We start from the raw sequence: 14,279 nt of genomic DNA, 5'->3' as shown, positions 1-14,279 counted from the left end.
AATTGTCTGTGTTCGGATGCGGCCGGACTATGCCGGCCGCATCCGAAGCCAAGGTCAGACGGACTTGGTCACGCCGAGGTAGGTGATGACGTCGTCGGTGTTGTCGGTGGAGCTGGTCAGGGTGGCGTACGACCGGATGAAGGACTGGCCGGCGCATTGGTCGGTCTTGATCCGGACGCCGGTGATGGTGACGCGGGCCGTGGTGCCTTTGAACGACTTCTTGTCGATGGCGACGGTGGTGACGGTGCCGGGCTTGAGGTAGACCTTGCCCTGCAGGCTGATACCGGTGCCCAGGCTGGGGTCGGTGCCGGCGAACGGGATCTTGATGCCGGGGGTGAAGCTGATACCGGGGTTGATCTCGGTTTCGTCGGAGATGATGCCGCAGCCGATCTGTTCGCCGGCTTCGAGGGTTCCACCAGCGAGTTTGGTTTTTCCGCCGCCGGTGACGGTGCCGGTGAAGGTGCCGGCGACCCAGTATTCGCGTGAGGAGAGTGCGGTGGTCAGGGGGGCGACGGGCAGTTGGGTCTCGTTGCTGCCGACGACCGACAGGTGCCAGCCGTCGGGGGTGTCGAGGATTCCGGCGGGGCCTGAGGGGACGGCGCCTTCGCCTGGCGGCGGGGGACCGGGGTTGCCGGCCGGCTGCACGGGGGCAGGGTCGGTGGGCGGGTCGGCGAGTGCCAGCGGCGCGGTGCCGACCGGGAGCACCACGCAAAGGGCTGCCAACATGGCATAACGGTTCGACATGGTGATGAGCGCGCCTCTCGTAATCGGGTATTGCAACGTTCCAGTGGGATCGCTGTGCGTTGCTGTATTTGTGTCGCTGCGGAGCATCTACCGGCCGGGTTGCCGGACGGTTAACGGACCGCAAAAACTTGCCCCTGCGTTATCAACTACTGGGCGACTCGGGAATATGCGTGTATTGCTGGAGTCATTTGTCGTGGTTGCCGACTGTTGAATGCGCTGGTTGGTGAGTGTGATCTAGGTCATCCGCTGATCGGTGCCATGCAACCGACGGAGTTTGGAAATCGCTGGTTGGTTTGTTGTTAACCAACTGGCCATGTGTACGACCGACCGTGGGTAGGTCGAACGCCGAGCGTCCGTCATTGCCGGTTGGGCGAACGCCCCCGGTGGACGCGGCGCGAAAGACTTGGAGGAAAACGGTGAAGTCTTCACACACTTGGGCACGGCTGATGGCCGCGTCTGTTGTCGTCTTCGGAGCCGGGGCGATGTACCTGCCCAGCGCGGCAGCCGACCCGGACGACGCCGGCGCCGCGGGCACAGTGGATATCAGCACCCAGGTGCAGGCTTCGGGTGTCACGTCATCGAATGCCGACCCCGCCGCGGTTGCGGCGTGCTCGAAGTTCGCCTCGGCTCTCGATAGCGCCTCCGACGGCTACGGCGCCTTCGCCGACAGCGTTGACGACAACGATCCGTATGTCCACCAGACCAACCAGCAGGGCCGGACCAGCCTGCGGCAGTCGGCCGCCGTCGCGATGGACGCCGCGAACACGCCCGGGCTGACGCCTGCAATCGCCGACCCCATGCGGTCGTGGTCCTACGGCGCCGCGAAGCTGTTGGTGAAGATGGGCATCGGCATGACCGGCGGCAGTCTAGACGACACCGCGACTGCGGTCAACACCAACGCCGAGGCCGTCCAGCGCGAGTGCGCCGCGGCCGGCACGCACGCCTGAGCGCGCGCCGGTATATAAGGAACACGTGAAGCGACACGCCTTCGGCGTTGCCGTGCTGTGCCTGGCCCTGGCGGCCTGCGGCGGTAAGACGGGCACGCCGACACCAGCCACGCCGTCGGTCGTTGCCGAGTCGAGCATCAACGATCTGCTGCTGACCCCCGCCGAGCTGAACAAGACGATGGGCGTCACGGGCCTGGTCGGCCAGCCGCCGACAGATGTGATGGACGATCACCGGAACATGCTGCCGAACCTGAATTGCCTCGGCGTCTGGCAGATCAACGAGGCCGTCATCTATTCGAAGGACGGCAAGGACGTCAAGAGCGGCCAGGACTGGAAGCTCGTGCGGCAGCAGATGCTGCGGACGCCCGACGTCGATCAGTGGAACTACCTGGCGGCACAGTCGGTCGTCTACTACCCGACGTCCGCGGCGGCCCGTAACTTCTTCAACCTGTCGGCCGAGCGGTGGTCCAAGTGCACCAACCACCACGTGAACATCCGGCTCAACGACAAGCCGCTGCCGAAGTGGCTGTCCGGCGACCTGGAGCGTACCGACACCAAACTCGCGATGCCCATCACCCGTGGCACCGGACCCGAAACCCGTTGGTGCCAACATGTTTTGCAGCTGGTCGCCAACCTGATCATCGACGTTGAGGCATGCACTCCCAAGGCGCCGGTGACGGCGGCCGCTGATATCGCCACGAAGATCCAAGCGGGCATCCACTAGCGGAGATCGTCCCGCTGGTTGCACCATCCCGGTCACGGCGCGCCGCCTCGTGGTCTAGGGTCTCGCCATGGCAGTCAGCGCGTCGCATGAAGTGACCATCGAGGCAACCCCTGAAGAGATCATGGATGTCATCGCCGACCTGGCGCAGACACCTGTGTGGTCGCCGCAGTACACCAAGGCCGAGGTGCTGGCCACCTACGACAACGGCCGGCCGAAGCAGGCCAAGATGACCATCAAGGCCGCCGGTATGGCCGACGATCAGATCCTGGAATACACCTGGACCGACCTGACGGGCAGCTGGGTGCTGATCAGGTCGTCGTCGCTCAAGAAGCAGGAAGCGCGCTACACGCTGACCCCGGCCGGCAACAAGACCAAGGTGAAGTTCGAGATCACCGTCGACCCGGTGGTGCCGATCCCCGGATTCCTGTTGAAGCGCAGCGTCAGCGGCGGCGCCGAGACCGCCACCGAGGGACTGAAAAAGTTCATGGCGAAGAACAAGAAGGGCTGACGCACACCGGGATTCAGTCTCGTTGACCCATGGGCTAACGTCGCGGGATGACGAATGCGGGGCCACTGGCCGGTGTCAAGGTGATCGAACTCGGCGGGATCGGCCCCGGGCCGCACACCGCCATGATGCTGGCCGACCTCGGCGCCGACGTGGTGCGGGTCCGTCGCCCCGGCGGTCTGACCATGCCGGCCGAGAACGTCGACCTGCTGCACCGCGGCAAGCGGATCGTCGACCTGGACGTGAAGTCCGACCCGGCCGCGCTGCTCGCGCTGGCCGCGAAAGCTGATGTGCTGCTTGACTGTTTCCGCCCCGGCACCTGTGAGCGCCTCGGCATCGGGCCGGCCGAGTGCGAGGCCGTCAACCCGCGGCTGATCTTCGCCCGGATCACCGGCTGGGGACAGGACGGACCGCTCGCGCAGACCGCGGGCCATGACATCAACTACCTGTCGCAGACCGGCGCGCTGTCGGCCATCGGCTACCGCGACCGCCCGCCGGTGGCACCCCTGAACCTGGTCGCCGACTTCGGCGGCGGTTCGATGCTGGTGCTGATCGGCATCGTGACGGCACTGTACGAACGCGAACAGTCCGGCCGCGGCCAGGTGGTCGACGCGGCGATGGTCGACGGTGTCAGCATGCTCGCCCAGATGATGTGGACCATGAAGTCCACCGGCGTGATGAAGGACCAGCGCGAGTCGTTCCTCCTCGACGGCGGCGCCCCGTACTACCGCGTGTACGAGACCTCCGACGGCGGCTACATGGCGGTCGGTTCGATCGAGCCGCAGTTCTTCGCTCAGCTACTTGTGGGTCTCGGCCTGGATCCTGCCGAGGTGCCCAACCAGTTCGATCTCGCGCGCTACGACGAGATGCGCGACATCTTTGCTGCCCGGTTCGCGAGCCGGACCCGCGCCGAGTGGGCCGACACCTTTGCCGGCACCGACGCCTGCGTCACTCCCGTGCTCAACTGGACCGAGGCGGCGGCCGGTGACCACCTCCGGGCCAGGTCGACCATCGTCACGGTCGACGGCGTCGACCAGGCCGCACCGGCGCCGCGGTTCTCTCGCACCCCGTCCGGCCCAGTCGGTGCCCCGCCGCAGCAGACCACGCCGATCGACGAGGTCGGTTGGTAACGGTTGAGAAGTTAGCTGACGTATTCCCTACCCGAGGCCGGTGTAGAGGACTAAATTTGCTCTTATGGCAGTTATGGCGTCCCGAGAGCTGGTGATCGACGCCTCGCCCGAAGCCATCATGGATGCGCTGGCAGATATGGACGAGGCGTCGCAATGGCGCAGCTTGCACCGGGAACTACAGGTAGTAGATCGATATCCGAACGGTCGTCCGCACCACGTCAAAGCGACCGTGAAGATCATGGGCATCACCGATAAGGAGCTCCTGGAATACCACTGGGGTGATGACTGGATGGTGTGGGACGCGGCCGACACGTTCCAACAACGCAGTCAGCATGCCGAGTACAAATTGACTCGCGAGGGCGATCGGACCCGGGTGCGGTTCGACATCATCGTGGACCTGGTTGCCCCCATTCCGGAGTTCTTGTTGCGCCGAGCCCGCAAACTGGTGCTCGATGCTGCGGTCGACCGGCTGCGGGCCCGGGTGACTCGGCTCTACGGCTAGTCCACACTCTGTCGATAGGGAGCTTGTATGGCAGACCGCCCACCTTCTCCGCTGTTGGAGAAGCTGGTGGTGGTGCGGCACGGTGGGCCGCAGCAGACCGTGGTGACAGAACTGCGTCGGGTGATCCTGCGCGGTGACGCGCCGCCCGGAACGCCGGTGCCGCTGACCGAGGTTGCCGAGCTGTTCGGTGTCAGTCACATTCCCGTCCGGGAGGCGCTCAAGACGCTGATCAGTGAAGGCCTGGTGACCCACCGGCCGAACTCGGGGTACGCCGTCGCGCGGATGACGAAACAGGAGCTGCACGAGATGTACCTCGTGCGCGCGGCACTGGAGGGCGCAGCGCTCGCGGTTGCCGCGGAGCGAGCCACCGACTACGAGCGGGCCGTTGCCGTCGAGGCCAATGACCGCATGGCGCAAGCGATTCAGGACTCCGACGGTGCGGCGTTCCAGCGGGAGAGCCGCAACTTCCACATGGCGCTGGTGCGTCCGTCGGGCATGCATCGGCTGCTGCACATTCTCGAGATGTCGTGGAACATGATCGAACCCGTGCAGGCGATGATGCACGTGACTCCGGACGACCGGGCCAAGCTCAATCACGATCACGACGAGATGCTGGAGGCCTTCCTGGCCCGGGACACCGACCGGCTGAATGCGGTGGCGCAGCGGCACAACGACAGCGTCGACGCCGCGATCGGCACCCTGCCCACCGATACCGGGCTGCTCCACGACGAGTAGTGCGCGATTTGTGCACGATTTTCTGCGGCGGGCGCGGATTTTCGTGCACAAATCACAGGGTGCGGAGCCGGCTGATGGCCTCTTCGAGGGTGTCGTCGCGCTTGCAGAAGGCAAAGCGCACCAGGTGATTCCAGCCCGCCGAGTCAGGTGAATCGGGATCCAGGAAGGCGGACATGGGGATGGCGGCGACGCCGACCCGTTCGGGTAGTTTCGCGCAGAACGCCGTGCTGTCGTCGTATCCCAGCGGCCGGGGATCGGCGCACAGGAAGTAGGTGCCGAAGCTGTCGTGCACATCGAATCCGATGTCGGTCAGGGCGCCCGCCAGCCGGTCCCGCTTGCCGCGGTAGGACTTTCGCAGCGCCGCGACCCACGCGTCCTCGTGGTCGAGCGCGTGCGCGACGGCCGGCTGGAATGGCGCGCCCCCGACGTATGTCAGGTACTGCTTGGCGGCGCGGACGCCGGCGATCAGGTCGGCGGGCCCGCAGGCCCAGCCGATCTTCCAGCCGGTGCAGTTGAACATCTTCGCGGCGCTGGAGATGGTGACGGTGCGCTCGGCCATGCCGGGGTATCCCGCGAGCGGCCGGTGCTGATGGCCGTCGAACGTCAGCTGCTCGTAGACCTCGTCGGTGATCACCAACAGATCGTGCTCGATGGCGAGTGCGGCGATGGCTGTCAGCTCATCGTGACTGGCGACCATCCCTGTGGGATTGTGCGGTGAGTTGAGGATCAGGGCGCGGGTCTGCGGGGTGATCGCGGCGCGGAGCCGGTCGATGTCGATGGCGAAGCCACGGTGGCGAGCCACCAATGGGCCACGGTTGTCGGGCACCAATGGGATCGGCACCCGGCGGCACCCCGCCATCGCGATCACCGGGGAGTAGGAGTCGTAGAACGGCGCGATGATCAGGATGTCGGACCCCGGCTCGACCAGTCCGAGCACGGCCGACGCGATGGCCTCCGTGCCGCCGACGGTGACCAGTACCTCGGTGTCCGGGTCGTATTCGATGCCGTAGTGCCGTTTTCGCTGGGCGGCGATGGCCTGGCGCAGGGCGGGGATGCCCGGGCCCGGCGGGTACTGGTTGACGCCGTCCGCGATGGCTTGCTGCGCCACCGCGAGCATCGGCACCGGACCGTCCTCGTCGGGAAAACCTTGGCCGAGGTTGACGGCGCCGACCCGCGCGGCCAGCGCCGACATCTCGGCGAAGATGGTGGAGGCGTAGGGCCGCAGGCGGGCGACCATCCTCGGGGGCGTCACCCCGAGATTGTCGCAGAACCCCTGACGTTGTCGGCCGCACCCTGATGCCGCTGCTGCCGCGCGATGACCGCGAAGTAGAACGCCAGCGCGAAGGCGCAACTGGTGAACAGGCTGCTGACGAAGAACAGCCACGGATGCCGGATGCCGCGCCGCAGGCCGTCCGCGATGGTGAACAACGGCAGCAGGATCACATTGATGATCGTGTAGTCCTGGCCAGCCGAGGACGCCGCGGGGTTGACGAACATCAGCCGGATGTAATCCGACCAGCTGCCCGGCCCAGTGATCGGATTGCCGTTCGGCGGTTGGTAATCCATCACGAACTTGGTGTTGAAGTAGTAGCCGAGCGCTATCGAGGCGATGCCGATGACGTAGTAGGCCACCTCGAGAGCCGAGAACGCGGGTCCGTCGACGGGCTTGCGGAATACCGCCGGATTGAGCTTGACGATGAACGCGATGGTGATCAGTCCGAGGACGGCGTGGACGATGAGCGAGACCATGCCAGCGGAGTCTGCTCGCCGCCCAATGTTTTGTCAATCATGACAAAACATTCTGCGGTACCGTACTGGGATGCCACGCCCGCCGCAGACCGTTCGCAGTGAGCGCACGCGTGAGGCGTTGCAGCAGGCGGCGTTGGTCCGCTTCCTGGCGCAGGGCGTGGAGGGCACCACCGCCGAAGAGATCGCCGCGGATGCGGGGGTGTCCCTGCGCACGTTCTACCGGCATTTCACCTCCAAACATGAGCTGCTGTTCGCCGACTACGACGCCGGCCTGACCTGGTTCCGGTCCGCGCTGGCCGGGCGGCCCGCTGACGAGCCCGTGCTGGTAGCCGTGCAAGCCGCGATCTTTGCTTTTCCGTACGACTTTGGCGCCGTCACCAAGATTGCGGCGTTGCGCGAACAGGAACTCGACGCCGATCGGATCGTCAGCCACATCCGCCAGGTCGAAGCGGACTTCGCCGACGCCATCGCCGAGCACCTGGCGCGGCGCGGCGGATCGGCGGACCGGCTGCGGATCGCGGTGACCTCGCGGACCATCGCGGCCGCGGTGTTCGGCGCGATGGAGGTGTGGATGCTGGGCGCGGACCGGTCGCTGGCCGATCTGGCGCGCATGTGTCACCAGGCGTTGGATCAGCTGGCGGCCGGGCCGGTCTGAGTCGCTTCGGCCAAAGTTTTGTCACTATTGACATAACTGGTCCGGCGGTGCGAGTCTGCGGGCATGGCGCAATTCGATGCGATCGTGGTGGGAGCGGGACACAACGGACTGGCTTCGGCGGTGATGCTGCAGAAGGCGGGCCTGCGCACGCTGTGTCTGGAGTCCAAGCTCTACTCCGGCGGCATGGCCTCGACCGTCGAGCTGTTCGACGGCTTCAAATTCGAGATCGCCGGGTCCGAGCAGTTCCCGACGTCTCTCAAGGTGAGCCAGGAGCTGGGCCTCGACGAAGTGCCGAGCGTCGAGCAGGAGGTCATGTCGGTCAACATGCGGGGGATCGGCGACGAGCCGTTCCTCTTCTACTCCGACCCGATGAAGCTGCTCACCCACATGAACGAGCTGCACGGCGCCGAGGCCGTCAATGGCATGGCCGGACTGATGGCCTGGAGCATGGCGCCCGCCCGGGCCCTCGGCCGGTTCGACGCGGGGCTGCCGCCCAAGACCTACGACGAGATGTATGCCTGCGCCACAAACGAATTCGAGCGGTCGGCCATCACCGACATGCTGTTCGGCTCGGTGACCGACGTGCTGGACCGCTACCTGCCGGACAAGGACAAGCACGGAGCCATCCGCGGCATGCTGTCAGTACTGGCGTGCAACACCACCTACCGCGGCCCGGCCACCCCGGGCAGCGCCGCCGCACTGGCCTTCGGGCTGGCCATCCCCACCGACGGCGCGTCGCTCATGCGAAAGCTCAAGGGCGGCATCGGGGCACTGGCCAAGCACCTCGAGGACGCGTTCGTCGCGCACGGCGGTGAGGTCCGGTTGCGCAGCGCCGTCGCCGCCATCACCGCCGACAACGGCCGGGTCACCGGTGTCCGGCTCGAAGACGGCACGGAAATCGCTGCGCCCGTGGTGGTTTCCTCTCTCGCGCCGTCGTACACCGTGGAGCGGCTGCTCGGCGGCGCCGTGCCCGACGACGTGCGGGCCCGCTACGTGCGCGTCGACCACCGGGGCAGCTACCTGCAGATGCACTTCGCGCTCGACGGCATCCCGGAGTTCGACGAGCCCTACGAAATCCTGAACAACCCCGAATTGCAGGGCACCATCGGACTTTTCAGCACTCCGGAAGAACTGCAGCAGCAGTGGGAGGACAGTCGCCGGGGTATCGTGCCTGCCGATCCGTCCATCGCCTGGCAGATTCCGTCGGTGCAGGATCCCGGGCTGGCGCCGCCGGGCAAGCATGCGTCGTCGGCGTTCGCGCTGTGGTTCCCGGTCGAAGGCGACGGCGACTACGGCACGATGAAACGTGAGATGGGACAACGGGTCATCGACAAGATCACCCGCGTGGCACCCAACTTCGAGAAGCTGATCCTGCGCCACACCACCTTCACCCCGCGGCACATGGAGCGAATGTTCGGTGCCCCCGGCGGCGACTTCTGCCACGGCCTGATCCACCCCGAGCAGATGGGCCCGAACCGGCCCGGTCCGCGCGGCTACCTCGACCAGGAGCTGCCGGTCGAGGGCCTGTACCTGGGCGGCGCCGGCTGCCACGGTGGCCCGGCCGTCAACTTCATCCCGGGCTACAACGCCGCCCACGCCGTGCTCAACACCTGACTCCGCTAACAAGGTGGAAACTTCGCCGAAACGGGTTCGGGAACAACAGCGACCTAGTCTGCGGGTATGCGGCCCCACCGGCGTTCGGTCCTGCTCGGACAGCTGGTCGCAGACCGGGCTGCGCCGTCACAGCAGGGGGTGTTGAACGAACTGCGCCGTGCGCTCCTCGACGGCGGTGTGCCGCCTGGTACGCCCATCCCGTTGGCCGACGTGGCCGACGTGTTCGGCGTCAGCCAGATTCCGGTACGGGAGGCGCTCAAAACCCTGATCGGGGAAGGGCTGGTAGAGCACCGGCTCAATTTCGGCTACACGGTGGCCCTGTTGACACCGCAGGAACTGCGCGAAATGTACATCGTGCGTGAGGCTTTGGAGTCAGCGTCGCTGGCAGTCGCCGTGGCCAACGCCTCCGACGCGGACCGCGCGGCTGCGGTCGCGGTCAATGTCAGGCTGCAGCAGGCGATCCGCGACGATGACGCGGGCGCCTACCACCGGCAGAGCCGTGAGTTGCATGCCGCCCTCACCCGGCCGTCGCGCATGCACCGGCTGCTGCACATGCTGGAGGCGGCGTGGAATGTCACCGAACCGGTGCAGTCGATGGTGCATGTCAGCCATGACGACCGGGCGGGCCTGCATGCCGATCATTGCGCGATGGTCGACGCCTTCGTCGCCGGCGATGCCGAGCGCCTGATCGCGGTCGCGGCGGACCACGCCGTCCGGCTCAATGCGGTGATCGCCAAATTGCCGACAGACACCGGGCTGCTGGCGTAGCCGCGAAACATATATCTTTTCCGCAATTGCCGCATATCTCAGGTGAAACAGCAGGGAAACGTTGCATTTCTAGCGTTCTCCAGCATGACTGACACTCTCGTTCCCAAGGAAGTAATGCCACCGGGCGCGGTGGTCGGCGCAGGTGACATTGTCGAGGCCGCCGGCCACCCAGTCGGTGGCGGCGTCATCAAACCGGAGTACGACCCGCGGTTGACCAACGAGGACCTGGCCCCGTTGGGCAAACAGAGTTGGGGCTCCTACAACATCTTTGCGTTCTGGATGTCCGACGTGCACAGCGTCGGCGGCTATGTGACGGCGGGCAGCCTGTTCGCGCTGGGCCTGGCCAGTTGGCAGGTGCTGGTGGCGTTGCTGATCGGCATCACCCTCGTCTACTTCCTGTGCAACCTGGTCGCCAAGCCGAGTCAGGTTGCCGGTGTGCCGTATCCGGTGATGTGTCGCACCGCGTTCGGGGTGTTGGGGGCGAATGTCCCGGCCGTCATCCGCGGCCTGATCGCGGTGGCCTGGTACGGCATCCAAACCTACCTGGCATCGGCGGCACTGGATGTGGTGCTGCTCAAGCTGTTTCCGGGATTGGCGCCGTATGCCGATCTCGGCACCCACGGCTTCCTCGGCTTGCCGGTACTGGGTTGGGGCAGTTTCCTGCTGTTGTGGGTGCTGCAAGCCTGCGTCTTCTGGCGCGGTATGGAGGCCATCCGCAGGTTCATCGACTTCTGTGGCCCCGCTGTCTATGTCGTCATGTTCGTCCTTTGCGGTTACCTGATCTACAAAGCTGGCTGGGGCGCAATCGATCTCAACCTCGGCGAGGTCAAGTACACCGGCTTCGATTCGATTCCGGTGATGCTCGGCGCGATCGCGCTGGTGGTGTCCTACTTCTCCGGTCCGATGCTCAACTTCGGCGACTTCTCCCGCTACGGCAAGTCGTTCGCCGCGGTCAAAAAGGGCAACTTCCTCGGACTGCCAGTCAACTTCCTGGTGTTCTCGGTGCTGGTGGTGGTCACCGCGTCGCTGACGCTGCCGGTGTTCGGCGAACTGCTCACCGACCCGGTGCAAACCGTGGCCCGCATCGACAGCACGTTCGCAATTGTGTTGGGCGCGTTGACCTTCACGATCGCAACCATCGGCATCAACATCGTCGCCAATTTCATCAGCCCGGCATTCGACTTCTCCAATGTCAGCCCGCAGCGGATCAGCTGGCGTGCCGGCGGCATGATCGCCGCGGTCGGCTCGATACTGATCACCCCGTGGAACCTCTACAACAACCCTGAGGTGATCCACTACACGCTGGAGACCCTGGGCGCCTTCATCGGCCCACTGTTCGGCGTGCTGCTCGCCGACTTCTACCTGGTGCGCAAGCAGAAGGTGATCGTCGACGACCTGTTCACCATGAACGAGTCCGGAAAGTACTGGTACACCAACGGATACAACAAGGTCGCGGTCATCGCCACCGTGGTCGGCGCGGTGCTCGCGGCGCTTCCGGTGCTACTGGCGGGCACGGTGTACGGCATGCACACCGCCGCTCAGTACAGCTGGTTCATCGGCTGCGGCGTAGCATTCGGCCTTTACCGTCAACTGGCTGCCCGCGACAGGTTCGTCGTAAAGTCGTTGTCGTGACCCGGATTTGGGTGATCAACCCCAACACCACCGAATCCATGACCGTTGGGATCGGCCGCTGCGCACAGGCAGTGGCCGGTCCCGGCGTTGATGTCGTTGCCGTGACGTCCGAATGGGGTCCGCCCTCGATCGAAAGCCACTACGACGAGGCCATGAGTGTGCCGGGTCTGCTCGAGATGATCCGGCGCGGTGAGGACGCCGGGGTCGACGGGTATGTGATCGCGTGCTTCGGAGATCCCGGTCTGGACGCGGCCCGGGAGGTCGCGGCCGGCCCGGTCATCGGCATCGCCGAGGCCGCGATGCAGACCGCCAGCCATCTGGGCCGGGGCTTCTCGGTGGTGACGACGCTGTCCCGGACCATGGGCCGAGCGGCGGATCTGGCGGAACGCTATGGGATGCAACGGTTCTGCCTGGGCATACACGCCTGCGACATTCCGGTGCTCGATCTGGAGACCGACCCGACGGCGCGCAAGGTCATCACCGAGGCGTGCCGGGAGGCGTTGGAGGCCGACGGCTCGGACGCCATCGTTCTGGGGTGCGCGGGCATGGCCGAGATGTGCGCGGCGATCACCGCCGAGCTGGGGGTGCCGGTGGTCGACGGGGTGAGCGCCGCGACGCTGACGGTGCAGGCGTTGGTGCGGATGGGTCTGCGCACCGGCAAACGCGGCGAGTTCGCGACACCGCCGGTCAAGGAGTACACCGCCCGGCGCGGAGGCTAACCGGCCGGGTGCACGGCGCGCCAGTGCTCGGCGATCTCGATGCGCCGGGCCAGCCACACCCGTTCGTGGCGCTGCACGTGGTCGAGGAATCGTTCCAGGGCTGCACTGCGGGCCGGTCGGCCGACCAGGCGGCAGTGCAACCCGACGGAGAGCATCTTCGGGCTGCCGCCCAGACCTTCGGCGTAGAGCACGTCGAACGCGTCACGCAGATGCGCGAAGAACTCCTCGCCGTTGGAAAAGCCTGCCGGAGAAGCGAATCGCATGTCGTTGGTGTCCAGCGTGTACGGCACCACGAGATGGTCGGCGCCGGCCACCCGCACCCAGTACGGCAGATCGTCGGCATAGGAGTCCGAGTCGTAGACGAACCCGCCGTGTTCGACCACCAGCTCCCGAGTGTGTGGTGAGTCCCGGCCGGTGTACCAGCCCAGCGGCGCGGCGCCGGTGAGCTCGGTCAGGATTCGTACCGCTTCGGCCATGTGCTCGCGTTCGGTGTCGCGTTCGGTGAGCTGGTAGGACTTCCACCGCAGACCGTGACAGGCGATCTCGTGACCGAGTTCGCCGAACGCGGCCAGCGCCTCCGGGTTGCGCTGCAGGGCCCGGGCCACCGCGAAGATGGTCAGCGGGACACCCCGGCGCTCGAAAAGCCTTAGTATCCGCCACAACCCGGCCCGCGAGCCGTACTCGTAGAGCGACTCCATGCTCATGTGCCGGTCGGGGAACGCGTCGGCCGGGGTCATCTCGGACAGGAACGTCTCTGAGGTCGGATCCCCGTCCAGCACGTTGTTCTCCGCGCCCTCTTCATAGTTGAGGACGAACTGCACCGCAATCGCCGCACCCCCGGGCCACTGCGGGTCCGGCGGGGTGCGGCCGTAGCCCACCAGATCGCGCGGGTAGCTCACGTGAGCTCCCCGAACAGCCGCAATCGCGCCAACCCTCCGTCCGGATAGATGTCCAGTCGTGCCTCGGACACCACGTCGGCGGTGTCGATGAGGAAGCGGTGGCGCGTGTCGGGCAGCAGCTCGGTGCGGGGCAGGAGTTCGATCCACTGCCCGTCGGCGCGCAATCCGGTCAACGCCGCGGCCCCGGGGCTGTTGCCGATGAAGTAGGACGTATCGATTTCGGCGAGCTGCACCCGGCCCGGTCCGGCCAGCCCGATACGCACCCAGTCGTTGGAGTCGTCGCGACGACGGGCGGTTTCCCAGCCGTCGCCCATCACCTGCGCTTGTCCGGGGAAGATCAGATTCTGCGGCGAGCTGTAAAACCGGTTCGAGCAGTCCAGCACCAGGCCGCCGTTCTCCAGCGCCGCCAGGTCCACGGGGCCGATGCCGAGGAATCGTTTGTCCGGGCGGCCTTCTCCGTGCACCCGCAGGCGCGCCACCCCGCCGTCTGGGTAGATGTTGAGGCGCACATGCGTCCATCGCTGTTCCGAGGACACCTCGAAGTTGTTGCGCGTGTCCCCGTATACGCGCGAGCGTTCGATGAGCGGCACCCAGCCGGGATCGGTGGCCAGCTGTTCGGCGGTCGGATACCCGTCGACCTCGATGGCGTCGACGGAGACCGACGGCGGATAGTTGCCCTTGAACCAGGCGGTGTCCACCACCACGCCTCGGATGACGCCAGGCACACCGAGCCGCACGATCGCCGTGTCGTGGCCGGCGTCGCGGCGTCGCCGGGTCTCCCAACCGTCGTACACCTGGCCCTTGTGCCCGAACGACGCCGGCCGATATGCCGAGGGACCGGGGGAGATGAGGTTTTCCTTCTCGGCGAACAGTTCGTCGTTGGCCCAGATCACCGCCCCGCCGAGGCTCCGTAGCGCGAGATCTGGCAGCCAGGTGAAGTCTGGCAGTGATTCAGT

General features: G+C 66.1%; 16 protein-coding genes. 11 read left to right on the top strand and 5 right to left on the bottom strand.

All coding sequences use genetic code 11. The features are described from left to right. Positions 1 to 54 precede the first annotated feature (54 nt). A complete protein-coding gene (locus tag ACNO8X_RS00080; RefSeq protein ID WP_418003627.1) occupies positions 55 to 726 on the bottom strand; it encodes an MspA family porin in 672 nt (223 codons plus the stop codon). A 464-nt stretch (positions 727 to 1,190) separates the two neighbouring features. Here ACNO8X_RS00080 and ACNO8X_RS00075 point away from each other — a divergent pair, with 464 nt between their 5' ends. The 6 genes from ACNO8X_RS00075 to ACNO8X_RS00050 all read left to right on the top strand — a co-directional run bounded on the left by ACNO8X_RS00075 (position 1,191) and on the right by ACNO8X_RS00050 (position 5,287). Next, entirely contained in the window at positions 1,191 to 1,691 is a 501-nt protein-coding gene (locus ACNO8X_RS00075; RefSeq protein WP_418003626.1) for a hypothetical protein, read from the top strand. A gap of 25 nt (positions 1,692 to 1,716) precedes the next feature. Further along, on the top strand, positions 1,717 to 2,415 hold the full coding sequence (locus ACNO8X_RS00070) for a sensor domain-containing protein (protein ID WP_418003625.1): 699 nt from the start codon (positions 1,717 to 1,719) through the stop codon (positions 2,413 to 2,415). A 67-nt stretch (positions 2,416 to 2,482) separates the two neighbouring features. Then, complete coding sequence (locus tag ACNO8X_RS00065) at positions 2,483 to 2,923, top strand: SRPBCC family protein (protein ID WP_043390474.1); 441 nt, start codon at positions 2,483 to 2,485, stop codon at positions 2,921 to 2,923. A 47-nt stretch (positions 2,924 to 2,970) separates the two neighbouring features. Continuing rightward, a complete protein-coding gene (locus ACNO8X_RS00060) occupies positions 2,971 to 4,050 on the top strand; it encodes a CaiB/BaiF CoA transferase family protein (RefSeq protein WP_418003624.1) in 1,080 nt (359 codons plus the stop codon). 64 nt (positions 4,051 to 4,114) lie between these two features. After that, a complete protein-coding gene (locus ACNO8X_RS00055) occupies positions 4,115 to 4,552 on the top strand; it encodes an SRPBCC family protein (RefSeq protein WP_418003623.1) in 438 nt (145 codons plus the stop codon). Between the two features lie 27 nt (positions 4,553 to 4,579). Then, on the top strand, positions 4,580 to 5,287 hold the full coding sequence (locus tag ACNO8X_RS00050) for a GntR family transcriptional regulator (RefSeq protein WP_418003622.1): 708 nt from the start codon (positions 4,580 to 4,582) through the stop codon (positions 5,285 to 5,287). 52 nt (positions 5,288 to 5,339) lie between these two features. Here the strand turns inward: ACNO8X_RS00050 and ACNO8X_RS00045 are convergent, their stop codons facing one another. Both ACNO8X_RS00045 and ACNO8X_RS00040 read right to left on the bottom strand, forming a co-directional pair. Continuing rightward, positions 5,340 to 6,524, bottom strand: a complete 1,185-nt coding sequence (locus tag ACNO8X_RS00045; RefSeq protein WP_418006059.1) for a pyridoxal phosphate-dependent aminotransferase — start codon at positions 6,522 to 6,524, stop codon at positions 5,340 to 5,342. 11 nt (positions 6,525 to 6,535) lie between these two features. Continuing rightward, positions 6,536 to 7,036, bottom strand: coding sequence for a DUF2834 domain-containing protein (locus ACNO8X_RS00040; protein WP_418003621.1), 501 nt, complete (start codon positions 7,034 to 7,036; stop codon positions 6,536 to 6,538). Between the two features lie 70 nt (positions 7,037 to 7,106). Between ACNO8X_RS00040 and ACNO8X_RS00035 the strand changes: the two genes are divergently transcribed. From ACNO8X_RS00035 to ACNO8X_RS00015, 5 genes are all read left to right on the top strand, one after another. Beyond that, positions 7,107 to 7,691, top strand: a complete 585-nt coding sequence (locus tag ACNO8X_RS00035) for a TetR/AcrR family transcriptional regulator (RefSeq protein ID WP_418003620.1) — start codon at positions 7,107 to 7,109, stop codon at positions 7,689 to 7,691. A 63-nt stretch (positions 7,692 to 7,754) separates the two neighbouring features. Further along, positions 7,755 to 9,305 (top strand): phytoene desaturase family protein, encoded by a 1,551-nt coding sequence (locus ACNO8X_RS00030; RefSeq protein ID WP_418003619.1) that lies wholly within the window; start codon positions 7,755 to 7,757, stop codon positions 9,303 to 9,305. 66 nt (positions 9,306 to 9,371) lie between these two features. Beyond that, the gene (locus ACNO8X_RS00025) at positions 9,372 to 10,073 is read left to right on the top strand and encodes a GntR family transcriptional regulator (RefSeq protein ID WP_260971726.1); all 702 of its coding nucleotides are present in this window, start codon (positions 9,372 to 9,374) and stop codon (positions 10,071 to 10,073) included. Between the two features lie 84 nt (positions 10,074 to 10,157). Continuing rightward, positions 10,158 to 11,705 carry an NCS1 family nucleobase:cation symporter-1 gene (locus tag ACNO8X_RS00020; protein ID WP_418003618.1) on the top strand — a complete coding sequence of 516 codons (1,548 nt, stop codon included), beginning with the start codon at positions 10,158 to 10,160 and terminating at the stop codon, positions 11,703 to 11,705. Next, positions 11,702 to 12,424 (top strand): aspartate/glutamate racemase family protein, encoded by a 723-nt coding sequence (locus tag ACNO8X_RS00015; RefSeq protein WP_418003617.1) that lies wholly within the window; start codon positions 11,702 to 11,704, stop codon positions 12,422 to 12,424. The genes ACNO8X_RS00020 and ACNO8X_RS00015 overlap by 4 nt, the downstream gene beginning before the upstream one ends. Here the strand turns inward: ACNO8X_RS00015 and puuE are convergent. Together puuE and alc are read right to left on the bottom strand one after the other, a co-directional pair. Next, a complete protein-coding gene (gene puuE / locus ACNO8X_RS00010; RefSeq protein WP_418003616.1) occupies positions 12,421 to 13,323 on the bottom strand; it encodes an allantoinase PuuE in 903 nt (300 codons plus the stop codon). The genes ACNO8X_RS00015 and puuE overlap by 4 nt on opposite strands. Continuing rightward, positions 13,320 to 14,270, bottom strand: a complete 951-nt coding sequence (gene alc, locus ACNO8X_RS00005) for an allantoicase (RefSeq protein ID WP_418006058.1) — start codon at positions 14,268 to 14,270, stop codon at positions 13,320 to 13,322. The genes puuE and alc overlap by 4 nt, the downstream gene beginning before the upstream one ends. Positions 14,271 to 14,279 lie beyond the last annotated feature (9 nt).

Origin of the sequence: Mycobacterium sp. PDNC021 (assembly GCF_048282635.1) — a bacterium.
GTDB classification, from domain to species: Bacteria; Actinomycetota; Actinomycetes; order Mycobacteriales; family Mycobacteriaceae; genus Mycobacterium; species Mycobacterium llatzerense.
Note: the sequence above shows the minus strand (reverse complement) of the source record. Positions and strands in the feature narration are given on the sequence as shown.